The sequence below is a fragment of the Candidatus Brevundimonas phytovorans genome, assembly GCA_029203145.1.
GTDB lineage: Bacteria > Pseudomonadota > Alphaproteobacteria > Caulobacterales > Caulobacteraceae > Brevundimonas > Brevundimonas phytovorans.
On sequence record CP119309.1, the window covers coordinates 1,014,555 to 1,039,517 of the forward strand.

General features: G+C 63.1%; 18 protein-coding genes. 6 read left to right on the top strand and 12 right to left on the bottom strand.

Features of this window, described 5'->3' with window-relative positions; all coding sequences use genetic code 11:
* The first annotated feature begins 137 nt into the window (after nucleotides 1-137).
* Nucleotides 138-380: a helix-turn-helix transcriptional regulator gene (locus P0Y52_04865; protein WEK58870.1), complete on the top strand. Its 243-nt coding sequence runs from the start codon at nucleotides 138-140 to the stop codon at nucleotides 378-380.
* 197 nt (nucleotides 381-577) lie between these two features.
* On the opposite strand, the gene P0Y52_04870 is transcribed toward P0Y52_04865, so the two are convergent.
* The 4 genes from P0Y52_04870 to P0Y52_04885 form a co-directional block, all read right to left on the bottom strand.
* The gene (locus tag P0Y52_04870) at nucleotides 578-1,780 is read right to left on the bottom strand and encodes an HNH endonuclease (protein ID WEK58871.1); all 1,203 of its coding nucleotides are present in this window, start codon (nucleotides 1,778-1,780) and stop codon (nucleotides 578-580) included.
* Between the two features lie 40 nt (nucleotides 1,781-1,820).
* Nucleotides 1,821-3,155, bottom strand: a complete 1,335-nt coding sequence (locus tag P0Y52_04875; GenBank protein WEK58872.1) for an RES family NAD+ phosphorylase — start codon at nucleotides 3,153-3,155, stop codon at nucleotides 1,821-1,823.
* 346 nt (nucleotides 3,156-3,501) lie between these two features.
* Nucleotides 3,502-4,947, bottom strand: coding sequence for a hypothetical protein (locus tag P0Y52_04880; GenBank protein WEK58873.1), 1,446 nt, complete (start codon nucleotides 4,945-4,947; stop codon nucleotides 3,502-3,504).
* A gap of 22 nt (nucleotides 4,948-4,969) precedes the next feature.
* On the bottom strand, nucleotides 4,970-5,290 hold the full coding sequence (locus P0Y52_04885) for a hypothetical protein (GenBank protein ID WEK58874.1): 321 nt from the start codon (nucleotides 5,288-5,290) through the stop codon (nucleotides 4,970-4,972).
* A 35-nt stretch (nucleotides 5,291-5,325) separates the two neighbouring features.
* Here P0Y52_04885 and P0Y52_04890 point away from each other — a divergent pair, with 35 nt between their 5' ends.
* Nucleotides 5,326-7,107 carry a hypothetical protein gene (locus tag P0Y52_04890; GenBank protein ID WEK58875.1) on the top strand — a complete coding sequence of 594 codons (1,782 nt, stop codon included), beginning with the start codon at nucleotides 5,326-5,328 and terminating at the stop codon, nucleotides 7,105-7,107.
* A gap of 273 nt (nucleotides 7,108-7,380) precedes the next feature.
* Here P0Y52_04890 and P0Y52_04895 read toward each other — a convergent pair whose 3' ends face one another.
* Complete coding sequence (locus tag P0Y52_04895; protein ID WEK58876.1) at nucleotides 7,381-8,430, bottom strand: AraC family transcriptional regulator; 1,050 nt, start codon at nucleotides 8,428-8,430, stop codon at nucleotides 7,381-7,383.
* 326 nt (nucleotides 8,431-8,756) lie between these two features.
* Here P0Y52_04895 and P0Y52_04900 point away from each other — a divergent pair, with 326 nt between their 5' ends.
* Complete coding sequence (locus P0Y52_04900) at nucleotides 8,757-15,245, top strand: IPT/TIG domain-containing protein (GenBank protein ID WEK58877.1); 6,489 nt, start codon at nucleotides 8,757-8,759, stop codon at nucleotides 15,243-15,245.
* A gap of 292 nt (nucleotides 15,246-15,537) precedes the next feature.
* On the opposite strand, the gene P0Y52_04905 is transcribed toward P0Y52_04900, so the two are convergent.
* The gene (locus P0Y52_04905; protein ID WEK58878.1) at nucleotides 15,538-15,795 is read right to left on the bottom strand and encodes a hypothetical protein; all 258 of its coding nucleotides are present in this window, start codon (nucleotides 15,793-15,795) and stop codon (nucleotides 15,538-15,540) included.
* Between the two features lie 342 nt (nucleotides 15,796-16,137).
* Here P0Y52_04905 and P0Y52_04910 point away from each other — a divergent pair, with 342 nt between their 5' ends.
* Together P0Y52_04910 and P0Y52_04915 are read left to right on the top strand one after the other, a co-directional pair.
* Nucleotides 16,138-17,520 (top strand): recombinase family protein, encoded by a 1,383-nt coding sequence (locus P0Y52_04910; protein WEK58879.1) that lies wholly within the window; start codon nucleotides 16,138-16,140, stop codon nucleotides 17,518-17,520.
* Entirely contained in the window at nucleotides 17,517-18,968 is a 1,452-nt protein-coding gene (locus tag P0Y52_04915) for a recombinase family protein (GenBank protein ID WEK58880.1), read from the top strand. The genes P0Y52_04910 and P0Y52_04915 overlap by 4 nt, the downstream gene beginning before the upstream one ends.
* Before the next feature lie 780 nt (nucleotides 18,969-19,748).
* Here P0Y52_04915 and P0Y52_04920 read toward each other — a convergent pair.
* The 4 genes from P0Y52_04920 to P0Y52_04935 form a co-directional block, all read right to left on the bottom strand.
* Entirely contained in the window at nucleotides 19,749-20,225 is a 477-nt protein-coding gene (locus P0Y52_04920; GenBank protein WEK58881.1) for a hypothetical protein, read from the bottom strand.
* Nucleotides 20,226-20,492: 267 nt separating this feature from the next.
* Nucleotides 20,493-20,723 (bottom strand): hypothetical protein, encoded by a 231-nt coding sequence (locus tag P0Y52_04925; protein WEK58882.1) that lies wholly within the window; start codon nucleotides 20,721-20,723, stop codon nucleotides 20,493-20,495.
* Nucleotides 20,724-21,610: 887 nt separating this feature from the next.
* Nucleotides 21,611-21,787, bottom strand: a complete 177-nt coding sequence (locus tag P0Y52_04930) for a DUF1328 domain-containing protein (GenBank protein ID WEK58883.1) — start codon at nucleotides 21,785-21,787, stop codon at nucleotides 21,611-21,613.
* A 378-nt stretch (nucleotides 21,788-22,165) separates the two neighbouring features.
* Nucleotides 22,166-22,774 (bottom strand): NAD(P)H-dependent oxidoreductase, encoded by a 609-nt coding sequence (locus tag P0Y52_04935; GenBank protein WEK58884.1) that lies wholly within the window; start codon nucleotides 22,772-22,774, stop codon nucleotides 22,166-22,168.
* A gap of 425 nt (nucleotides 22,775-23,199) precedes the next feature.
* On the opposite strand from P0Y52_04935, the gene P0Y52_04940 reads away from it, so the two are divergent.
* A complete protein-coding gene (locus P0Y52_04940; GenBank protein ID WEK58885.1) occupies nucleotides 23,200-23,715 on the top strand; it encodes a Crp/Fnr family transcriptional regulator in 516 nt (171 codons plus the stop codon).
* 279 nt (nucleotides 23,716-23,994) lie between these two features.
* Here the strand turns inward: P0Y52_04940 and P0Y52_04945 are convergent, their stop codons facing one another.
* A complete protein-coding gene (locus P0Y52_04945) occupies nucleotides 23,995-24,258 on the bottom strand; it encodes a hypothetical protein (GenBank protein WEK58886.1) in 264 nt (87 codons plus the stop codon).
* A 187-nt stretch (nucleotides 24,259-24,445) separates the two neighbouring features.
* Nucleotides 24,446-24,646, bottom strand: coding sequence for a hypothetical protein (locus P0Y52_04950; GenBank protein WEK58887.1), 201 nt, complete (start codon nucleotides 24,644-24,646; stop codon nucleotides 24,446-24,448).
* Nucleotides 24,647-24,963: the final 317 nt, after the last annotated feature.

Below are 24,963 nucleotides of genomic sequence, written 5' to 3' on the forward strand. Positions count from 1 at the left end.
GCGGCAGCCGCTCCGGGTTCAACCATGAGGTGGTGGTCGGTTCCGCAGGGAAGTTGCGGTCCAACCGCAACTCTAAGGCGTAGAGAATCACCATTTCTGGCGTGTACGGACGATGGCAGCAGCTTGTGGAGGGAGGAATGGACGCCAACCTGAACAGCCAGGCCGCATGGCCGGTCATGCCCGGACTGAGCCCGCGCGAGCTCGAATGTCTCGCCTGGGTCAGCCAGGGCAAGAGCTCGACCGATATCGGCGCCATACTTGGTCTGTCAGCCCGTACGGTCGACAGCTATCTCGAGAAGGCGGCCTCCAAATTGGGCGTTCGCACGCGGATTGAAGCGGTCGTGGTCGGCGTGAGACGAGGCCTTATCGACGTGGATTGAGGGGGCTGGGCATTGAAGCGCGGGGTTCCGTCCTTGCCGCCGTGACAGCAGCCTAGGATATTCGGTTCAGGAGCCCGCCGATTTCATTTTTGGCACGATCCGACGTAGGAGGCCACCGGCGCCGACTGGCACCCGAGAGATCGAGCTGACCTAGAAGAACAGGACTTTGGGAGCGGAGCCCATCGCAGCCGTCGGCCCTATTCGTCGATAAAGATTTCTGTGCGGTGGAACGATAAAAAATCTTTCGTTTCAATGGAAAGTCCATTGATCCTCATATCGTTTGTCAGGCCGAAGGTTACCAGCTTTTGAGCGTCGAGCTTTGGTGACAAGAGAATATCTCCAGCCTCGTCAAAGCTGATTAGGCCGCGATCGAAAAGATGGTCGATGTGCACGAGAAGGGGCAGGCCGTTTTTAGGGTCTAGGCGTTCTTGTGGAGAGGATAGGCGCCAAGGCTTGATGTGAGATGCGCGGATGGCTTCCGGCATGGCCAGACCGGTTAGGGCGCAGCGGCCCTGCCAAAGAGCCAGAAGATCATTACGATACTTGCCTTGGCCCAACCTAGCGGCGCGGACGGATTCGGTTTCAGTTCGGGGGTCGACGTCCATGGCGTCGGACGGTTCGGACCAGTCTGTCGGAAGAGGCGCGCTTGGTCTTTGCCGCCATTCGCTCATAAATACGGTCAGTTCGCGAAGTGCGTGGCGTGAGTTGACCTCCATATCCAAGCCGTAGTGGGTCGGCGTCTTGCCGGTGTGCAAACGCTTCGGGAAGTCCGTCAGCATGGACTGGTGATAGAAGAAGTCGCCTTTGGCGCGCCAAACGCCCGGAATTTGCTCGAGATCGAAAATATGATCCTGCCACTTCGGGTGGAGAACGAGCGGCGTCAACTTGGTGTCGCGTTTGATGTAGAGGACGAGGCCGTCACGCTCGGCTCTCTGGCTCTTGCTTCCGATCGGGCCAACCTGAAAGCCGAGGTCGCTCAAGCTGGCCGCAATCTTATCGGCGGTCAGCGGCGCAGGCGGGCGGCCTTTCGGTAGCGCCCACTCCACCGTTATGGGTTCTTCCCCACTCGCGCTCAGCGCGGTTCCTTCACCTGCGTAGATGAAGGGATTGCGGTCTCCGGTGCGGAAGAAAATTTCGGCCAGCGCTTTGCCGGATAGGATGCGCTCGACCTGAGGTTGCCCGCGCTTGGTGTGGGGCTTTCCGCGCCAGATGAGGCGATCGCCGCTCCAATAGTTGTCGTAGTCGGCGCCGGTGCGACCTGCCGAGCCGATATTGCAGAATATCCAAGTGCGGCCGCCGAACTCCGCATAGCCCATGCCCCAGTCGCCCCCGCTTGAAATCGGCGCGCCTATACGTTCTTGGACTTCGGCTCGCGTGTAGGTTTTTCCGATTTCAAACATGCGTCCCCCGCGCAAGGCATTTACGCCAGTCAATATGAACTCAGCCTGCGCGCGTTCGATAGACCCGGCGCCCTGGAGCGCGAACCTTCACCCATTGCACCTTATGAACCGCTAAAGTTTCGGTGTTGACGCGGAGGGTCACAGGCCGCTCATCCGGCGTGGTTGGCGGCCCAGAGGGCCAATTTTCTTCCTCAACCTCAGCAGGGCGCGTCGTCGAGGCGGCTCGGCGTTCCACGACGGTGTAGCCTTGCTCCCATTCGTCGCCGAACCACTCGCCTCGGCGAAGTGCGAGTTCGACCCCATCCGTTGGAGACAGGCTCTCGACGCGGGCCGCCTTGCGGAAGAGGACGATATTGAGCCCAGATGAGGTCTCGACCTGCGACGACGGAAAGATGATCCCGTCCAGAGGCGGTTCTAAGATGTGTTCCAGATAGTTGGCTATGGTCTGGGTCGGTAGATATTCCGAGAGCACGTCGTCGGGCATGACGGGCAAGGTCATGCGCTCGGCTAGCCGTTTTAGGAACTTCACACGGCGACTGAATTCGACATAGCCGGAGTCGAAATAGCTGCCGTGGGCCGCGGTCGCTGTGACGGCGGTCAGGTCCAAGAGCCGCAGCGGACGAGAGATGTCGAACTGGACGACAGCGACATGGCTGCCGACCGGCGGCCGTACTTCCGCCAAGGCCGTTTCTACATCCGTCGCGCCGTAGAAGGCCGCTATGTTTTGGAAATTCATCCGCCCGGCGGCGGCCAGCCGCTGCGGGGGCGGTCCAAGGTGGAGGTCTGGTCGGACGAGCGCTTCTTCAAGCTTGTCTTCGGATTGGAAGGCGCGCGCGCGATAGGCGGTGGCGTAGGGGCTCCCAGGGCCCGCCTCCACGATCAAGGCGCCGTTTCGCCAAGTACGAAGGTCTTCCAAACCGCCGAAAACGGCTTCTAGCCGCGTCAAACCGGTCCTCGTCAGAAGCCGTGTTTCGGTTTTCAACTCAGTCTCGAAGCGATCCCAGGCGATTTGCCATTCGGAATCGTCGATCCGCTTCTGCACATAGTGGCTGTCGCCGTCGAACTCTGTCTCATCTTGATCGTCCCATGTGCTGTGCCTGTCTTCCAGCACCGCCTGGAGGTCGTTCGCCGGTTCCGGCTCGGAACGCAAAATCTCGGCGATCACATAGGCGACCGGTTCGCCGGATCGCTCCCACTCGTAATCGCTCTCGCGGTCCATGAGCATGGCGGTCTGGAAGGCGTCAGGCCGAGATGAGGACCGCACGAAATGGGCGTCGAATATGGCTGCGACCCGATCCGCGATCTCGCCGATCGTCAGCGTCGGCTCAATCTGTTGGCAATAATCGCATGAGGCTTGAACGCCGTCGGCCTCCATCAAGGCCTTCAATTGGGCGTCGGCGACACATGCAGCGCACAGTCGCTTGCCCTCAGCCTCCCGGGCTTCTGCATATCCCAAGAATAAAGCCCTTCTGCGGTTACATCACCCTTGTTGCTGCTGACGCAAAACAAGGTTGATTCGCCATCAGTTTACCGAGCCGGTGTCTTAGGCTCCACGGAGCGGTGAATGCGCAGGCGCACTGCGCCTGCGCTGCTCCTGGCGCTAAGTGTTGAAAGCTTGTTACGCGCCTCTTTGCCGCGACGCTCAAGGTGCCCGAGACCGACGACGTTGAAGCCGCTACGCCCGACGAGCGCTCAATCTGAGTTCACTGGCGGAAGAGCCGTCAGACCTGAGTGACTGGCATTTTCTTATGGCAGTCGTTTACAAGATGGTCGGGCGGCGACGGCGGCGAGGTCCATCCGGCCGCTGCGCCGCCCAAATGATCGTGCGGAGATGAAGCCGCATGATCGGCGGTGGTGAGGACAGGTGGAACCCCAACACCTTCGCCACCGCAGTCCTTTGACCACATGGTGTGCGACCACCCTGCCGTCAGATGCTTGTCAATCGCGTGTTGTGTCGGATGTCTGACGTTGGTGCTGCCGTGGCTGTTGCCAGGTCCGAACGAATAGAGGAGCCGGGCGTAGCCTTCGGAGGGTTTCGGCGGCTTACTCTTGGCCGCCATTCTCGCTCCATGGTGGGGAACGGTCACGGCGGAGACGGGGGCCGGAGCCGGCCCACCGATTTCATGATAGCCGGCATCACCGGTGAGCACCCAGGATCGGTCAACGTCACGGTCGGTCACGACGAGGGCGAGACCTGACCCGTTGCGACTTTTGCCAGTGCAGTGTCGCAGCTCAAAGGTCTGAGCGCGTCGAGACCACGAGATCGGCGGGGCACCCGGGATGCGGTCGAGGATGTGGATCGCGCCATTATCGTTCAGGATGGTCGCGGCAAACGCCAGATGCTTGGGGCCGACGGTTTGCCTTGGCGCGATCCAGTCGCGCTTGCGGAGGTCGGCATCGAGAGACGCCGCAGACCAGTGATCCGCATCCCAATGCGACAGGATTACCGGCGGATGGGCGTGGGTGCAAAACTCCAGCGACGTGGGGGCAGTCTTGGCGTTGCGGTAGACCCCGCACCCGACGTCGAAATAGTAGTTCGGCGCTCCACATTCGCAGACCAAAGCGTTTGCCGAGCCTTGGCCGATGTCGAGAGCAATGAGCTGATCGAGGCGACAGCGAGACGCCAAGATTCGTTCCACCTCGGCCGGATCGGCTGACGGCCAATCGTCCATGTTGAAGATACGATCCAGAGCCGCAGAGGTTTCTTCGGAGACGAATGAGGCCTCATGCTTGGATGGGATCGCGGGCATGAAAAGGCCGCCATAGACATCGCATGGAATCGAAGCATCGGGGCCGAGGTCGATCTGGACCCAGCCCAGCTCTGTACCCCGAACGTATTCTTGAAGCACATGCAGATTGATCCGATGTCGAGGCAAGCTGACTTCGATCTCATACAGAGGAATTTCGTCGAAGGGATCAGGCCCTTCGAACTGCGTCACTCCACCCTTGAACCGGCGCTTCCAGAGCCAAGCGATCTCGTCTCCAGGCCTGTCGAGGCTGAAGGGACCATCTCGAGTGAAGCCGTCCCATTCGGCATCGACTGCATCGAAGGCGATGACGACATCACCCTCGCCGTCACCATCGGCGAGCTCGATATGGTCTATCCTAGCATAGGCGCGGCGCGGTGGTTCGTGGCGACCCTCGCCTCGGACAAAGTAGCGGTTCATCAGGCCTCAGTCGCAATCTTGGTCAGATAGTCATGGGTGAAATCGGTTGCGATCTTGACCCATAGCGGAAAGTGGTCTGACATCGCCACGTCCGCCATTTCCTATAGAGAGTCTCGGTCGTCGCGGCTGTATATTTCAGATCTTTCTCGGGATATTTAGACGACATGGCGGAGGCGTAGATCGTCCGGTCTTCGTCGTTGTAGCGGAACACTTCCTCAAACATATCGGCCATGCCGCCGCCGACGATCTTGACCCGGGGGTGCTTCACGCGGACCGCGATCTGGTCATAACTACCCCAGTCACGCGTCGGGTGTTCGCCGCCTAACGATCGTCTCCACGCCATTGGTGGAATCCTAGAGGCTGCACTAGCGTCCAGTCATGCCGAAGACCCCTGACCAGATTCTCGATGCCGATCTCAAGCGCCAAGTGCAGGCCTTCGAACGCGATCTCGACAAGGCGCTCACGCGCCGGCCCATCTTCACTTGGGATGCCACAGCAACGCTCCGACTCGTATGCGATTGGTATGAGCACGTTGCTGCGCGGTCTGATGATCCTAGTGGCCCCGGGCACATCGATCGGGCGTTGGCAATACTTGGGCCCTACCTCGTGTCCGGTTCGACCGGGGTCATGCCCGATCTCACGGATAATTACTTCCGCGTCCAGATGATGGATGATCTCGAATTCGCGGGCCACTACTACATGGTCCGCGAGCTTCTCTATTACACCTACAACGCCAAAGAGTCTGTCAGTTGGGCGTTTCTGGCCGACCGGGTCGAGGCCCGTTTTGCCGACAAAAGCCTGCCCCGGCAGTTCTTCACCGTCTTCAACGACCAGCTCCTTGGCTCCATGTCACTGTTCCAGAGCTTCAAGGACGATGGGGCCCGCATTCACGCCCTCCTCGCGGACGAGCCCGAAGGGGCCGACACGCCTAAGACACGAGAAGCGTGGGGTTTGATCGAGCGGGAAGTCGACTTGAAGCTAAGCGCCTACTTCAACCTCGTGCCGGCCGACAGCGACATCAACCTGGGCGGCTACACCTATGCCGAGTTCTTGTCCGTTTACCGCGTACTGACCGCTAAGGCCCTCTACCATCGCTACTTGGCGCAGGACCGGGGCTTTATAGGAGCGATTCACCTGCCTCAGGACGACTTTCTCACAGCTCTCGAGGATGACCTCGAGCTTGCGCCTGATCGGGCGAGGGCGATCCTAAAGGACATCGTCTACGACGACCGCGCCGCTACGGACCGGCTCGACGGCTCCTACTTCTCGCTGTTCCGGGAAGCGGGCGGCGAGGGGCCGATCCTGATGCGCCCGCACCACTTCGCGACGGACGAGGGCTTAGTAAACCTCCTGCGGGTGGTGGCGCAGCGACGGCCGTTGACCTTCCTGCGATCGGTCTCGAATGTGATCGGCTCGGCTTTCGTCCAGCGGGTCAAGGCGGCCTGGGAGGCGGAAGGGTTCACCTGCCACACTGAGGTGTCCTTGCGGGACATCGACCCAACGCTCCCCGATGTCGACCTCATGGTGATCTCCGAGGAGCCGACGCTCGGCTACGTCATTTTCATCTGCGAGCTCAAGAGCCCGATCCCGCCCAAATGGGCCAAGGACCAGCTTAAGGCGCTGAACGCCGATGGCGTTGCCAAGGCCTTCCGACAGGCGGACGCCTTGAAGGCTTTCCTACGTACGGAGGCGGGGATGGGGTTCATCGCCCGCCATCTGCCCAAGGGTGGCCACCCCCATTTCGATGGCTTCATTGTGCTCCTCCACCACCTAGTGATCACATCGGACAACGGTGGGATGTTCTTCGGCGGGGAGACCACAGGGATCATCGCTTTCAAGACGCTGGAGCGCCTCCTCAAACGATCCGACGGCGACATGGCCTTGATCCAGCACGTCCTCGCAACATACGCTGAGAAGGTTGACGAGGCGGTCGTGATCGTGACGCCTGAGTTCCCCATGGACGGTCGGACCGTGTCCTACGAGGGGGTCGGCCCAGGCCCACTGATCGATTTCCCGCAAGGGGAGTGGCGCAGTTGGGCGGACCGCCAAGGCATGGTCGATGAGTTCATGTCGGACGGTCACCACCCCTTCGATAGTCTCGACCACCGCCCGCCTGACGCGGTCGTGGTCGATCATAGCCGGAAGGTGGCCCTCCGCTAACTGGCGAGCCGCTCCAAGGTCAGGTTTCGAGCGAGGCGTCAAAGTCTGTTAGTGGCGCTTCGAAGCCCTCGCTGCCGGAGGGTGGCGACAGATCTGCAATATTCTGCGCGAGCATTTAGGGTCTGGAGGCCCTGCATTCGTCTCTCCACCCGTCGCCTGTAAAGCGATGTTTCCAGTGGAGTTTTTGTGCGCAGTTCGAAGCTTGTCGGTTCCTCTACACAGTGTGCGGGCGTAGCCGGAATAGATGCGTCCGAGTCAATGAAGGCTTCTTACTCAAATCGGCGGTTCGGGAGGACCGCTGTCAGCGCTTAAAGCAGGGACCGGGTGTGAAGACTCGAGCTTACTGAAAAGCTGCAGGGACGGTCTAGCTGCGGCTCCGATCTCAGACAGCCAGGCGCTTAAAAGGTCGTGACGAATCGGGCCGTCCGACATCGCCACGTCGTGTTTCGCTTCCTGAGCTTCGACTTCCGAAGGCGGGTATCCATAGCGCGTTCGAAACAGGCGGCTGAAGTGGTTCGGGGAGGCGAAACCATGATCGTACGCGATCTCGGCGATCGTCTTTTGCACGTCGTTGCGGCGCTGGAGCGCAAGACGCGCATGGTGCAGCCGGCGGTCCTGGATGTAGCGGCTCACGCCGCCGCCACCGTCGAAGGCGCGATAGAGCGTGGCGCGTGATACGCCGATGGAGGGAAGCAGGAGGTCGATGTCGAAGACGATGTCGCCAGCCAGAAGGCGACGCTCGATATAGTCAACTGCACTGCGTCGCACCGTTATTTGAAGGGCCGGCAGTTCAGGCGCGCCTATCGGCGTTTCGATTCCGGCGACACGACCAGCGATCAGTAGAAGGGACTGGATCGCCGTATCCAACGCTGCGTCCGACAGGTGTTCGGCCTCGTCGAGCAGCGCGCGCATATGGGCGCGCACCAGGCGAACGCCGGAAACGGTCGGGGGCAGGGCCAGGCCGTGCATGACGGGGCCGAGCAGGGAGGGTGGGGCCAGGTTGCGCGGGATCATGATACTCATCACGTCCACGGAATCGAGACGCGAGGCGACGAGCCGGCTCATGTCACGAAACTGAAGGGCGCCCGGCTCGGCTCGGACCGTTCGGCCGTCGCAGTCTGCGACCGTGGCCGTGGCGTTGACCAGCAGGTTCAGGCCATCGACATCCGAGCGCCGCAGCATCGCGTGTCCCCGGGCCAGGGTTTGGCGCACGGAGCGCCCCTCGCCGATCCCGCCGGCGGCGCTTAGCGTGCTGCGAGAGGCGTTGAAGAAGTTGAGCCGATCATATTCGCTGACGCCGGACACCTCATAGATATCCGCCATGCCGACCACGTATCGCTCAAAAGCGTCCGGAAGGGTCCGGGTCGAAACGTTCCACGAAATCGTATGCGAACTGGGCAACTGTAATCCTGACGGCGCGGCGGAGCCCGCGACGGGCCAATAATCAACGACCATCCATCGATTCATCTAAACAAGCGGGCGCGAGATGAAGCCTGTGGTTGAAGAATGTCTGTACGTCGCAGCACGGTGAGATTTACAGACATTCCCCTGTTTAGCGAGTGATGGTAGGCGACCCGTTGAATTAGCTTTGTAGTCGTCAACGATGACCGCGAGGCAGAGCGTCGCAAGGCGTGTCGGGGAACAAATTAATGTCTGGTCTTTTCGAGAACGCGGTTGCGCGCGTCAAACGTCACGCTCGCGTGGTTTTGGCCGCCATGATGGTAGTCCTGTCCGTTATGGCCGGGTCCGCCGCCGCGCAGACGATCACCAACGCCTCCGTTAGCCCTGGCGTCGTTCAGGGCATGGGAAAGACCGCCACTTTCACAGTCAATTACAACTCTGGCACCCGCGTCGTCTCCAGCATCTCTGTGGCTAGCGAGATCGGCGCCGTTTACAATTGCACCGGCTATAGCGCCGGAGTGACCAACCAGAATGTCACCTGTGTCGCCAATTACGTCACCCAGGTAGGCGACGTCGGCAAGACGCTTAATGAACAACCAGTTGTCACGCTGATGTCGAACGGCGTGCCGACACAGACCACTTACAACGGCGTCCTCAGCCTTGTTGTCCAGTCGCCGCCGGACCCGATTATCAGTTCCATCACGCCTAACAGCGGTCCTGTCGTCGGCGGCAATACGGTCACGATAAATGGGGCCAACTTCATTGCCGGATCGACGACGGTCGTGTTCGAATGGGATGAAGCCACCAATGTCGTGGTCAACAGCCCGACCTCGCTGACCGCCACGGTTCCCGCCGGCGTTGAAGGCCCTGTCGAAGTTTTGGTGACGACTCAAGGCGGGGCCACGGGCCGCGTGTCCGCAGGCTATACCTATGGCACGCCGGCGCCTACCGTAACGGCCATTTCACCGTCCAGCGGCCTGACGTCGGGCGGCACGTCTGTGACGATCACCGGCACGGGCTTCATTGGCGCGACGGGAGTGACGTTCGGGGCTACTGCGGCGGCCAGCTATACGGTCAATAGCGCCACCCGGATCACGGCTACATCGCCAGCAGGCTCAGGCACGGTCGGCGTCGTGATCACCACGCCGGACGGGACCAGCGCCACCTCGGCCGCCAGCCAGTTCACCTACAAATCGTCGATTGCCGACCTGTCGGCGTTGTCGATCTCGGCGGGAACGCTGTCGCCAACTTTCAGCACCGGAACGACCAGCTATTCGGCGTCCGTTTCGTATACAACCACGTCGATCAATATAGCGCCCACGGTTTCCAACGCCGCTGCGACAGTGACCGTGAACGGCGTCGCCGTGACATCAGGCTCGCCGTCGGGCGCCATCGCCCTGGCGATCGGGTCGAACGCCATCACCACGGTGGTCACGGCGCAGGATGGAACGACGACCAAGACCTATACGACGACGGTGATACGGGCTGCGGCGTCAACCAATGCGAACCTTTCCTCACTGGCGCTATCGTCGGGAAGCCTGACGCCTGGTTTCGCATCGGCAACGACCAGCTATACGGCTTCGGTTCCGAACACGACGGCGGCGATCACAGTAACGCCGACGGTTTCCAGCTCCAATTCGACTGTGACCGTGAACGGCGTCAGTTTGGCATCGGGCTCTGCGTCGGGCGCCATTGCCCTGTCGGTCGGGACGAACACCATCACCACGGTGGTTACGGCGCAGGATGGAGGGACCACCAAGACGTATACGACGTCGGTCACCCGTGAGGCGGCGGCGCCGACGCTTTCGTTGAGCCCTTCCGCTCTTTCGGGTGGGGAGACGGTCGGCCAAACCTATGCCGTGACGTTCAGTACGGCGGGTGGCGTCGCGCCTTATAGCTATGCGGTCACTGCGGGCGCCCTGCCGGCGGGCCTGTCGTTGACTTCGAACGGCACGCTCTCGGGCACGCCCACGGCGGGTGGGTCGTTCAACTTCTCCGTTACCGCGACCGACAGTTCGACGGGAGCCGGCGCGCCCTATTCAACCGCCCGCGCCTATACGATGACCGTGGCGGCGCCGACCATCACCATCGCTCCGACGACCGTGCCGGCCGCAAAAGTGGCTGTTGCCTATAGCCAGCAGATTTCGGCAGCCAACGGAACGGGGCCCTATAACTATGTGATCTCTGCAGGCACGTTGCCGGATGGTTTGACGCTGACGCCTGCCGGCGTGCTTGAGGGCACGCCGAGCAGGGCAGCAACATTTAACTTCACCGTCCGCGCTGCCGACAGTTCGACGGGGACGGGTCCCTTCTTTGGAGCGCGCGCCTACTCCCTGACCGTCAATCCGCCGGTCCCGACGGTGAGTTCGATCTCGCCGACGGCGGGTCCGACCACGGGCGGTACGAGCGTGGTGATCACCGGGACAGGCTTCACGGGCGTGACGGCGCTGAAGTTCGGCGCCGCTAACGGGGTCGCGGTCACAGTCGTCAACGCGACCCGGATTACGGCGACATCGCCAGCCGGTACTGGTACGGTCGACATCACCGTCACGACCGCAGGCGGAACCAGCGCGACCTCGGCCGCCGATCAGTTCACCTATGTGGGTGCGCCGACGGTGACCTCGATCTCGCCGACGGCGGGTCCGGCGTCCGGTGGGACGACGGTGACGATTACCGGCACGGGCTTCTCCAGCGCGACGGCGGTGACTTTCGGCGCTACGGCGGCGAGCGGCTTTACGGTCAACAGCGCGACGCAGATCACGGCGACTGCCCCGGCTGGATCGGGGACGGTGGACGTGCGCGTCACGACCGCAGGCGGAACCAGCGCGACCTCGGCCGCCGATCAGTTCACCTATGTGGGTGCGCCGACGGTGACCTCGATCTCGCCGACGGCGGGTCCGGCGTCCGGTGGGACGACGGTGACGATTACCGGCACGGGCTTCTCCAGCGCGACGGCGGTGACTTTCGGCGCTACGGCGGCGAGCGGCTTTACGGTCAACAGCGCGACGCAGATCACGGCGACTGCCCCGGCTGGATCGGGGACGGTGGACGTGCGCGTCACGACCGCAGGCGGAACCAGCGCGACCTCGGCCGCCGATCAGTTCACCTATGTGGGTGCGCCGACGGTGACCTCGATCTCGCCGACGGCGGGTCCGGCGTCCGGTGGGACGACGGTGACGATTACCGGCACGGGCTTCTCCAGCGCGACGGCGGTGACTTTCGGCGCTACGGCGGCGAGTGGCTTTACGGTCAACAGCGCGACGCAGATCACGGCGACTGCCCCGGCTGGATCGGGGACGGTGGACGTGCGCGTCACGACCGCAGGCGGAACCAGCGCGACCTCGGCCGCCGATCAGTTCACCTATGTGGGTGCGCCGACGGTGACCTCGATCTCGCCGACGGCGGGTCCGGCGTCCGGTGGGACGACGGTGACGATTACCGGCACGGGCTTCTCCAGCGCGACGGCGGTGACTTTCGGCGCTACGGCGGCGAGTGGCTTTACGGTCAACAGCGCGACGCAGATCACGGCGACTGCCCCGGCTGGATCGGGGACGGTGGACGTGCGCGTCACGACCGCAGGCGGAACCAGCGCGACCTCGGCCGCCGATCAGTTCACCTATGTGGGTGCGCCGACGGTGACCTCGATCTCGCCGACGGCGGGTCCGGCGTCCGGTGGGACGACGGTGACGATTACCGGCACGGGCTTCTCCAGCGCGACGGCGGTGACTTTCGGCGCTACGGCGGCGAGCGGCTTTACGGTCAACAGCGCGACGCAGATCACGGCGACTGCCCCGGCTGGATCGGGGACGGTGGACGTGCGCGTCACGACCGCAGGCGGAACCAGCGCCACCAGTGCGGCTGACCAGTTCACCTATGTCGGCGCGCCGACGGTGAGTTCGATCTCGCCGACGGCGGGTCCGGCGTCCGGTGGGACGACGGTGACGATTACCGGCACGGGCTTCTCCAGCGCGACGGCGGTGACTTTCGGCGCTACGGCGGCGAGCGGCTTTACGGTCAACAGCGCGACGCAGATCACGGCGACTGCCCCGGCTGGATCGGGGACGGTGGACGTGCGCGTCACGACCGCTGGCGGAACCAGCGCCACCAGTGCGGCTGACCAGTTCACCTATGTCGGCGCGCCGACGGTGAGTTCGATCTCGCCGTCCTCGGGTCCGGCCACGGGTGGGACGACGGTGACCATCACCGGAACGGGATTCTCCAGCGCAAGGGCGGTGACTTTCGGGGCGACGGCGGCGACGGGTTACACGGTCAACAGCGCGACGCAGATCACGGCGACGACCCCGGCCGGAACCGGGGCAGTGGATGTCCGTGTTACGACCGCGGGTGGAATCAGCGCGACCTCGGCTGCCGATCAGTACACCTATGTCGGTGCGCCTTCGTTGGCGAACATCAGCCAGACCGTGATCTACGATACCCCGACGGGGATTGACCTCAGCGGCGCAATCAGCGGCGAGCACGACAGCATCGCCGTGGCCACCGCGCCGGCGCATGGCGTAACCAGCGTCGCAGGCGACGTGATCACCTATACGCCGAACGCGGGCTATTCCGGCTCTGACAGCTTTACCTGGTCCGCAACGGGGCTGGGCGGAACTTCGACTGTGGCCACGGTAACGCTGACCGTGGGGGGACCGCCACGACCGGAAATTGATACGCCTACAGATCCGGTTGTGGTGCCGCCGTCTGCCGGCGGTTCGGGATCGGTCAGCATTGATCTTGGCTCCCTCAGCCAAGGCCCGATTGACGGTTATCGTATTACGGCCGTCAGCCAGTTCGGTGTGGCGGAGGTCACGAACGGAACCGCTGCGGCGCCAATGCAGGCCCGGGCTTCGGCCGCGCCTCAGGCGGCTGGCCCCTATCGACTGGTCTATACGCCGGCCGCGAACTTCATGGGCGAGGACACGGTGACCGTGGTGGCCTATGGGCCGGGCGGAGATTCATCCCCGGTGACCTTCACCTTCCAGGTGGCGGGCAAGGCGCCGGATCTGTCGGGCGCAGTGCTGGCGGGCGCTTCGGTGACCTTCACACCGACCGCCGGACTGGTCGGCGGACCGTTCCAGGCCCTGCGCATCACCAGCGCGCCGGGCTTCGGCGCGGCGACCGTGAACGGACTGAGTCTGCAGTTTACGCCCGGCGCCAACGGCGGCACGACCACGTTCGACTATGTCGTCGATCTACCGTTCGGCCCTTCGGCGGCGGGCCGGGTGTCGCTGACCTCCAACGCCATGCCCGGATCAGAGGCCCTGGTCGCCCAGACCCTGCAGGGCGTGCCAGTGACGGTCCGTCTCGGCGACGTCGCGGGCGGCCCCTTCACCGGCGCCGCCGTGGTCTCTGTGACCCCGGTGACGGCGGGCGAGGCGACCATCTCCAAAGTCGGCGGCGCCTATGATCTGACCTTCGTCTCGACCGGGACCTTCTCGGGCGAGGCCGTGGTGACCTACAGCCTCAGCAATGCTTCGGGCACGACCAACAGCACCCTGACCGTCACGGTCGAGGCGCGCCCCGACCCGTCGCTGGATCCCGAGGTGAAGGGGGTGGCGACCAGCCAGGTCACCGCAGCCCGTCGCTTCGCCGACGCCCAGATCAACAACTTCCAGCAGCGCCTGCGCGACCTGCACGACGGGTCCAATGGCTCGTCCAATGGTCTGAGCCTGAACCTGGGGCTGGGCGGCGCTGACGGAGACCGCGATCCGCAACAGGCCCTGCGGCGTCAACTGGGCCAGGACCGCAACCTCGACCCCGGCGCTCTGGGCAACGACCGAGACCGTGAGATGCTAGGTCTGGACCTCTGGGCGGGACGGGCGCAGGCCGCCTCAACGGTCGCTACAAGCGATGACCGTCTGAATGCGGCGCCGCAAGCGGCCGAGGGCGCTGGCGCCTCCGTGGGCCTGTGGACCTCCGGTTCGGTCGACTGGGGCCGTCAGGACGCGACGGGCCAGCGCGACAGCCGCTTTACGACGCAAGGCGCGACGGTGGGCGTCGACGTCAAGGTCTCGGATCAGCTGATCCTCGGCGGCGGCGTCGGCTATGGCGAGGACAAGACCCGGATCGGCGACAATGGCTCGGTCACTCAGGGCAAGGCCGTCACTGGCGCGCTCTACGCCAGCTGGCGTCCGGCCCAGGCCTTCTATGTCGACGGCGTCTTCGGCTTCGCCAACCTGGACTTCACGTCCCGGCGCTGGGTCGAGGGTCTGGCCGGTCAGGCGGACGGCTATGCCGACGGCGACCGATCCGGCGAGGTGCGCTTCGCCTCGGCCGCCTTTGGCCGGGTCCTGCGCAGCGAACGAGTGACCAGCGACTTCTATGCTCGATTGGACGCCCGCGACATCACGCTGGACGGCTTCACCGAGACCGGCGGCGGCCTTTCCGCCCTGAACTGGGATGAGATCGAGCAGAAGAGCCTGTCGGCCAACCTCGGCGCCTCCTGGCGCTGGACCCTGGACAGCCGTCGCTACGGCCAGTTCCGGCCGACGGCGCGTGTCGAGTGGTCGCACGAGTTGGAGGACATCGGCGCCCAGGGGGTTCGCTACGCCGACTGGACGACCAGCCCGACCTATCTGGTCCCGCTGAACGCCTGGTCACGCAACGCGATCAACCTGGACCTGGGGACCGAGTGGTCGCTGAGCGACCGCTTGATGCTCAGCCTCGGCTACCGCGGCGCGCTCGGCGACGCCAGCACCAGCCACGGCGCCCAGATCGGGATGAAGTACGGCTGGTGATGCTATCGGGGCCGCGGCGAAGTCGCGGCCCCGGACTGTACGCGCGGCGGCTTGGTGTGACGACGAGGACGCCGCGAGCGTCTGCCTTCCTCACAACGAATGTCCGGTGTTGGCGCGTTGACGCCTTTGGCGTTGGTAGGGGGCCCGAATGACGGTGACATTCTGCGCCATCAATTAGGGGCTGCCGCCTGCTGGTTCGTCTCTCCACTCCCCGCCGGCAAGGCGATGTTTCAAGTGGAGTTTTTGTGCGCAGTCCGAAGCCTGTACCCGCCTCGACAGTTGGCGTGTCAGTTCAGAGAAAACGGGGCCGCCCGCCGCTGCCCATCGTCACCCATCCCCCAGCCTGTGGGAGGTTCATGAGCATCCTGAGGATTTCCACGCCGCCCTCGATCTGCAGATCCGACGACACGGCGAGAATTCCTATCGGCTGCACCGTGCAGTGGTTGCCGCCGGCGGCCTGACGGACAGGACCACCCTCGCGGCTTGGCAGCGCGGTTTGAAGATCCCGCAGACGCCCGCGAGCCTGAAGGTCCTCGACATCATCGAGCATCGCTATCGGCTGGAGGCCGGCTATCTGCGATCGCGGCTGCAGCTCACTATGGTCGCTTTCTGCCGCAGGACAAGGCGGCGCTGGCGGCTCAGGTTCTCAACAAGGTCTGGGAGGCGATCTGATTTCTATTGTTTTCTGCAGCCTTGGCTTGGCGCTCGCCGCGCTTTGAGGCGCTGAGACCTCCACATTTCGCATGCATCGAAGTGGTCGCCGGCAGCCTCGGCGAGGTCTTACGAGGTCGACTATGGGCTGCGTGTTTGAAAGCGGGGGCGATTGAGGTCCCAGTTAGGGTGTCCGGCCTCCATCGTCGTCTCCCATCCTTTGAGGGATGGAGTGGCTTGAATGGGAATGTGCCAGGCGCGGGAGTATTCGGCGCATGTAGACGCTTGGGTGGTGCGGCGAATCCGGCCCGCGGCGAAGGAGGCGAGGCCGGAGCCGGTTGATCGTCGTGCGGCCATGTATCTCAGGGTTTCGACGGGGCGACAGCCGGCTTCGCTGGCTCTGCAGCGGAGGGAGCTCGAACGTTATGCCGGCAGCCAGGGCTTTGACCTCGTCGCGGTCTACGAGGATGTCGGGAAGAGCGGCATGACGTTGGAGAAGCGGTCAGGCTTGAGTCGGCTTCTCTTCGACGTGGTCACGGGAAAAGCGAATTTCGCTCAGGTCCTGGTTCTTGATATCAGCCGGTGGGGACGGTTTCAGGATCTGGACGAGGCCGCCCACTACGAGTTCGTCTGTCGAACTCACGGCGTCTCGGTGACCTACTGCCGCGATCTGGTGGCCGCCGGCCCCCCGGGGCAACTCGCCAAGCAGGTCAAGCGCGTAATGGCGGCGGACTATGTCCGCCAGATTTCGGACAGGACGCGTAGAGGAAAGCGCCGGGCTGCCGAGGCGGGCCGCGCGCCGGGGGCATGGCCTCGGTATTTGGTGGACCGGCAGATCATTGAGTCTGACGGAGCGTTCGGGCCTGTTCTGCGGTGCGGAGATTTTCGCTCTCATCCGCTTCAATCCTTGCGCCTTGTCCCTGCGACCGGGGAGCGGTCTCTGGTTGTAGAGCGCATTTTTCGGATGTTTGTCGAAGGCGGTAAGTCGATGGCGGATATCGCCGCGACCCTGTCGGACCAGCGGGTGTTCTGGACGGATGGGTCGCCCTGGACCCGCCGACGCATCGCCAGGATTCTTCGCGACCCGCTTTCGAAAGGGCTGCAGCATTACGGCCGTTCGCGAACCGTACTGGGCGTTCGTGGTCTGGAGAGGGACAAGGGCCGCTGGGGAGAAATCCGGATCTTCGAAGGGATCGTGTCAGAAGAAATCTTTGAGGCGGCTCAGGCGCGGTTTCGAGCGCTCGACGGCAGATATGCTCATACCAACGAGGAACTGATCTCCGGTCTCAGAGCACTGCTTGAAAGAGAGGGGAGGCTTTCCGGCGCCTTGATCGATACCTGCCCGGGAATCCCCAACGCGAGGCTTTACATCTCGCGATTTGGCACCCTCGCGGAGGCAGGGCAGTTGGCAGGCTACGTGAAACCGCGCGTCTCGCGAGGAGCGGCGCCGGACGGGAAGCCGCTTTCCCGGGAGGCCATCCTGGATGGGCTGCGTCGGCTGCATGGAGAAGAGGGAAGGGTGAATGTTTCGCTGATCCAGGCGGATCGTCGCCTTCCATCCGTAGGCCTGATCCAAAAAACGTTCGGCACGGTCACGGCCGCCTATCTGGCGGCGGGCATATGATGGGAGAAGAGCCGCCCTTCGAAAGGGATGACCTTCCGGCCAAGTTGAGGCGCCATTTCGGGCGAGATGCTGACGGCGCCATCGTCCTGTCTCCGGACACTTCAAATATCCAGCAGCAGCCGGATCGCGCGGCCCAGTACCTGCGCATGTCGACAGACCACCAGCGCTATTCTCTGGCCAATCAGCGCGCCTATATCGGGAGCTTCGCCGAGAGCCGCGGGATCGAGATTGTCCGCACCTACGAGGATGCAGGGAAAAGCGGAGTGACCGTAGATCGGCGGTCAGGTCTGCAGCGGCTTCTCTCGGACGTTCTTTCAGGCGAGGCGCCATTCTCGACCATCCTCGTTTTCGACGTCAGTCGCTGGGGTCGGTTCCAGGACGCCGATGAGGCGGCGCATTATGAATACCTATGTCGGGAAGCTGGGCTTTCGGTGGTCTATTGCGCCGAGCTTTTCACCGACGACACCTTCGGCTCCGTCTTCAAGCAGCTCAAAAGAGTCATGGCCGGGGAGTACAGCCGGGACCTGTCCGTGAAGGTTCGCGCCGGACGCTGGGCGAAGGCGGCCCGAGGGCGCGCGCTCGGGGGCAGCGCCGTGTACGGTTTTCTGCGGCAGGTCGTGAACGCGGATGGGAGCGCGGGGCCGACTCTGCCGGACGGACAGTGGAAATCGCGGCTCGATCAGGAAGTCCGCTACGTCTGGGGTCCTCCTGAAGAGCGTGTGGTCATACAGCGGATTTTTGAGCTTTTCGTCCATGAGGCCCGCAGTCAATCGGGGATCGCGAGGTTCCTCACCCATCAGGGCGTCATGTGGCGTGACGGAACGCCCTGGAACGGCGATCGCGTACAGAAAATACTCAAACGCGAACTCGTTGTCGGCTTTCAGGCCTATGGGAAGTCCAAGGTCGAGCTCGGGAAGCGAACCATCTATGTCGACCGGTCCCAATGGACCTACGTCCGGGTCCTGGATCCCATTGTCGACATCGACACCTTCGTCGCGGCGCAGGAGCGGATGGGGGCTCTGAAACGAGGTCGGGGCAAGACGGAGGAAGAGATGGTGCGTGAGTTGCGGCGCTTGCTGGCCAGCCGCAGGCCCACGCTCGAAGCCATTCGGGAGGCTGAGAACATGGCGTCGCCCACCATGTACCGCAGTCACTTCGGCACGATTAGAGCAGCCTATGAGCGGGTCGGCTATCAATATACCGGCTTTCGCCGAGGGTTGAATCCGAACGGCACGCCGCTTGATCGGGAGCAGACGATCGAGGCATTGCGGGCTCTCCACAAACTGCATGGGCGCATCTCTCTTAAGCTGATCAAGGCGACGCCTGGGATGCCGGGAGATAGCCGGATAAGGTCGTTGTTCGGCTCGATTGCCGAAGCCTATGAGGCTGCGGGTCTCCCCGTGGGGCCTCGCGTGGGGCGACCTCGGCGCCCCCCGAATGAGAGTTGAGAACGGCCAGACCCTGTAAGGTGGGGTTCGTCGAAGATAGGGGACACCTGGGCGATGTCTCGCCGCGCCAGAGGCGTCCTCCCGTCACGAACCCGTCGTAGGCGTCGAGCAAGCTTTGCCTTAAATACGAGTCGCGGCGGCGACCGACCTCGCCCCGTAGACGGTCCGACGCGTCTCTCGCCGAGCGGGTCGGACCGTCGCCTTCGGGTACGGACGCCAGAATGCCTGATCCAGAGCGCCGATCGATGGCGTTCGGGTTCTGGGCGGGCCACACTGACCTCATGGAATCAGGACGCAAGACTCAAGCGGGATGGACGGGCCACGGACGCGGCAAGGGCGGCTTCGAGGTTTATCGTGGCAAGGGCCGGCATGCCCGACGGTTGCGGCCGTCTGCTTCCGGCGGCGTCATATTCAACATCTTTATGTCCTGGCTCCGCGGCAAGGCTTAAAGCCCGTGTCGGAATTCGGTCTGCGAGACGCCGAGCGCCAGATCAGCGCCGCGAATTTCCACCAGGCTCGGCGCTAGGCGAGACTCTCCAGATAGGTGCGGATGTTCTCGAGGGCGGCCAAGTCCGCGCCATAGCCGCGTCCGCCCAGTTCGACGTTGGGGGTGATGACGCAGAGCATGCCGAGATCGCGAGAAGTCCGCCCCGCAAGCCAGCAGCTTTTGAAAGTCGCCTCTGGGAGGCTGCATGCTGAGCTCACGCGCATCGCACAAGGAAGGCATGGTCGCGAGCTTGGGTGGAGGCGCGGATAATTCCTCGCCTCCACATGCTGAATTTAATTGCCGGGCGGGGGCGTGGTGGTGGTTACGACGGCGGTGCTGTTGGCCGGCGGCGTGACGACGGTCTGACGCTCGACCGATACCGGCTCCGAAGCGCGGGCTTCAGCGACCCGGGCTTCAGCCTGGGCGCGGATCGCTTCAGCCCGAGCGGTAGCGCTTTGAGCCTGTGCGATGGCCACGCTGTCACGGGTGCTGCTGATCTGGTTCTGGACCAGGGCGGCCTCGGCAGTCTGTCTCGCATTGTCGGCGGCCGCTTCGGCCTGGACGACGCGGAGCTCAGCGTCGGTCGGTCCCTCGGCTGGACGCATTAGGATATAGATGAGGCCGAAAACAACCGCGGCCAGAAGAATGCCGACCACCCACCAAAGGGCTGTGTTGCGTTCGCGCTCGACGATGATCGTCTCGGGCGCGCGGCGGATCGTGCTGCCGATGGGCGTGATCACGTTCGGGTCGTCGCGCTTGAAGTCGTCCATGACTCTTCCTCTTCGTTGCTGGGCTCAAATGGCGCGGCGCGAGCAATGGTTCCGCTTGTGAGGACCGGTGCCCTTCGGATGAAGACGGCCTTGCCCGATGGCCGTCATTTAAGTTCGCTTCCAGTCTTTGGAACCTGAGCCAATGAGGAGCCGTTCGGGCCGGACAGCATCAGCTGTTCGAGCGGTGGTCCGGCCATCGGCGCCGCTCACCCTCTATCGAGTTGAACCCATCCTTGCCCCTCGTCCGGATCGGCGAGGGGTTTTTCGTCAGTGGTCCAGCGCGCCTTGTTCAATCAAACCCTTGACCACCTTGTCCTCGAGGGAGGCGGCGACTTCACGCGCGAAAGCGCGCTGGGCCTGATCCTCGTCTAAGATCACCCGCTCGGGCGTGTTTCGGCTACTGGTCAGTCGGTAGAAGGTTTCATCCTTCTGGCGCGCAGAGAGACGCTTGATACGCTCCAGCTTCACGCCCGCATGGGCTCGAACCATCTTCTTCATGAGGACCTCCTGTCTGGGGATTCAGACCGAGAGGACGGCTTTGGTTCCCGGTTCGAGGACCTCGTGCTCACCTGGCGCGCAGAGTCGGGGAGAATGCCGGCGCTTTTCGAGGCGCGGGGTTTTGAGGCAATATGACGCTCGGCTTTGAGGGAGGACGCCGTGGGTGATTGCGAGACTGAGTTTGTGGACCCGTTGGAGACGCTGCGGCGACGTGCGCGGGCCACGCCACGTCTCATTCAGGACGAGGAATGGCGGATTGAGATGACAGCGGCGATCGCGGCGGCCCGGGCCTGCGGCGTCAGCTCCGAAACCCTGGCCGATTTCGAAGCCCTGTTGCGCGGATGAGGGCCGTCACCCTTCAGCGAGGCTTGTTTGTGGTCTTCATCGCCACCGCCGGGGTCATTTTTATAGCGAGCGGGGTCGTGCTGGCGCGGGGCGTTTCGATTCTGCTTTGACGGGGAACCACGGCGACGCTTTGCGAGTTTTCTCGGGCGTATTCTCCTGGGGAGGAGAATCGAGGAACGGCCCGGCAGCGCAACAGCCCCCCTTTGCGGCGCTCCGGGCCGTTTTTTGTCTCTGACAGGGTCCGGCCTCAAACCATTGTGCAGCTTGCCGTGATCTCGCGGCACTATCTGTTGTCGTGATCCTGAGGGTCGTTGTTCGGACCGCCAGGCCTCGAGGTCCTTCGAGTTCTCAGGTTTGGGTCGGGTATCGGACATAGCGACGTCCTCAACTGCCGGTTGCCCTCGCGCGTTCGACGGTGGCGGTGCACGAGAGTTGGGTTTCGGGCGGGACTGGCCAGACGGAAACCAGGGCCGCCGGGGTGGCGAACAGGAAAAAGGCCCCGGCGACGACCGGGGCCTGTTCGGTGCGACTGAAGCAGGGCGTCAGATTCGCGGACCGCGTCCGCGCATGCCTCCAACGACCAGAGAGACCACGAAAAGGATGACGGCGATGATGGCGACGAATTTCGCAATCTCGAACGACATGCCCGAAATGCCGCCGAAGCCGAGCACGGCGGCGACAAGGGCGATGATGAAGAAGATGATGGCCCAACGAAGCATGGAACGGTCCTCTGAACATTGTTGACGGAGGTGAAACTTCGACACCTCCATGCCGATCATTCCACTGCCGACCAACGCCCTGAATGCTTTGACCGTTCCTTTCCTGTTGGACGGCGTCCGCAGTCTGAAATCCCATGCAGAACGTCTCTGAAGGCGGCGCGGGGGCTGAGGCGCTTTGTCGTCGTGGGGTGCGGACATTACGCCCGTCTGTCGGTTGGGAGCGCGGCTCTGGTTCAGGGCCAGCAGATCTGGCTCGAAATCGGATCCGCAAGCTTGGCGCGGGCCGTGTCGGTAGGGCGCAGGGCGTTGGCCCAGGGTGAACTCGCCTATGGGCCTGATAGCCGGTCCGCTGCAGAAGATTAGGATGTCGGGTCCGGCCTAACCGGGGTAGGGGCTGCCTTTCAGCACGGCGGCAAGATGAGCGGCGTTGGCGGCCAGCATCTTCGCGGTTTTGGCGACGGCCTCAGGCGTTTGCGGCAGGTCCTGGAAATCGGTGGAGCCCATGGCTTCGCCCACCCAGTAACAGGCGCCCACGGCCGGAATGGTCCAGCCGACATCGTTGAGGGCCTGGAACAGCTGGGCCGAGGTCGCGTGGGCGCCATCCTCATTTCCGACGATCGCCGCCACGGCTATCTTGGAATAGCTAGGCATGCGGCCCTGATCGTCGATCTCGTCCAGGAAGGCGTCCATCCGCTCAAAGACGCGCTTGGCGACGCTGGAAGCCTGGCCCAGCCAGATTGGCGTGCCGAAGATCAGGATGTCGGCCGCCAGAATCTGCTCGCGAAGGCGAGGCCAGTCGTCACCCTCGCCCTCGTCGGACGTGACGCCGGGCGCTATGGCGTAGTCGGCCATACGAAGGGTGTCGGCGACCCGGACATCCTTTTCCTCGAGAGCGGCCGTGATAAGGGCGATCATGGCGTCGGTAGAGCTACGGCCTCCGCGGGTGAGCTTGAGGCTGCAATTGATCGGTTGGGCAGTCAGCGCCATGGGAAGGATCCTGTGATGTTGCGTTTGAACCCTGGAGACAGAGAGTCTGTTCCGGTTGTTCGCACCGGTTCGGAACGCAATCCGGTCGCCCTGATCGATCCTGCCCTCACCCTGCTAAGTGCGGAAAGAGCCGTTCTGCAGGGGCCAGCTCCGCAGGCCCAGCGCCGACCTTTTCGTCATGCAGAAATCTATCCGCCGTATCCCCGGCCGCCCATACCCGGGCAGGCTCAAGGCCTATTGCAGCAGAAACCTAACTTACATTCGGTTCTACGATCCGCTTCTAGGTTATGGTGAAAAATCGCTGAAGGGTATTTGAGTCGTCCAGCTATCTGGTTTCCGAAGGGGAGCGACCGACCTATTGCGCTGTGTTGTTATCTGGCTTCGCCTACCGACAGAAGCAGACGAGCGGCGGTGCACGACAAATCGTGTCCATCCACATTCCGGGCGAGGCGTTGGACTTCCAACACCTCTTTCTTGATGTCGCTGACCATAGCATCCAGATGTTGACCCGGGGCGAGGTTGCGCTGATCGCTATGCGCGACCTGCAGGCCGCCGTCGAAGGCAACCCCTCGCTAAACCGCGCCATCACCCGGCGCATCCTGGTTGAGGCGTCGATCTTCCGAGAGTGGGTCCTCAATGTCGGCCGGCGGGATGCGCGCAGCCGCATGGCCCACCTTCTGTGCGAGTTCGCTATACGTCTCCGCGTCGCTGGCATGACCGGCGACCACGCCTATGAACTGCCTATCACTCAAGAGCAGTTCGCCGACGCCGTCGGTCTGACCTCAGTCCACGTCAACCGAACTCTGCGATCCATGAGTGCTCAAGGTTTTGTGGTGCGCGACAGACGGACGATTTTTATACCGTCCTGGCAGCGCTTGGCGGAAATTGCTGATTTCAACGAGCGCTATCTGCACCTGAGGACCGAACCGCTAAGCAGGTGACCTGTACAGAAACGGCGGTCTACTGGCGTGCCTTTTCCTTCTGAGCTGGATGAGCCCATGCGTCTCCGGAGCGTTATTTCCGGCGGCATAGCGCCTGAGATTTGCTCCGTGATGTCGATCAGTCACAGACGCATTCTTCCGGTCCAGTCGTCGTAATCTGGGGACGCAGCTTGCCGATGTTGGGGATCGCCGATCCCGGCCCAGGCAAGCGACGCTCAGTGAAGTTCTGCTGATCGGTGAAAAAGAAGACGCCCGCCCTTTGGGACGGGCATCACAGGTTCAGGACGGCATTTCCTGCCCTTGTCCGCGTTGGGCTTCCTGCGGATCGCCTTCGGGGGCCGTGTCGGCCTGGACCTTGGTGAGGTTGCCGTTTTCGTCTGACAGGAAGTCTGCGGCTCGTTTGTCGCCACTCCGGTCGAGCGTGGCTTCTCGAGCCGCTTGCTTCTGCAGGCTGTCTTCACCCTGGCCAATACCCGCCGTGTCGGTCTTTCCAGGCTGACGCCGCTTCTGATCGGGGTCGGGATCGGATCTTGCGCTGGTCATATGGACCTCCCTTCAATCAGGATTTGCGATCGGAGTTGCTGTCGAGGGCCGCTCCCGATCTTCTTCAGAATCTTCACCTTCGGCCTTGGACGTCTCCCGTCGAGCTTGTTGCTGAAGGCTGTCGTGGTCCTGTGGATCGTCGTTCGGACCAGCGTTGTTGTCTTGAGTCGGTCGAGGATCGCTCATCTCAGGCGCCGGCCCCGAAGCCGTCGGGCCCGCCTGCGCCGGCAGAGCCTTCACCGCCAGTGGCAGGGGCCGGATCGTCCTTGCCCGGCTGTCGCTGAGCCTGATCCCGAAGGTTCTCCCGCTGCTGCGGGTTTTCGTCGGGCTGCGGCGTTGTGGCGGACGGATCCTGCTCTTGATCGCGTTCCGGTTGGACGTCAGTCATGTCTGTCTCCCTCAATGGTTACAGGAAACCAAGCGTCAGGAGCCGGGGCCGTTCCTACGGCTGCGCTACACGAAAAGTTTGAAAACGCCGGGGAACCCGACTGCCACAGCCTCGACCGATGAGGCGTCGCGCTGGCGGTGGTCCCCAGCGAAGACGGCCGCTCAACCTTCTGACGGCCTGTCGTTCCACTGCTCGGCGCACCGTTCTGTCAACATAGAAAGACGGCACGTTCAGGCCGCCTTGGCCCGGATGATCGGCAGTACGGATAGGGCAGGAGGCTGCACGATGCGCCTGCGTCGACAAGACGTCATTGGCGG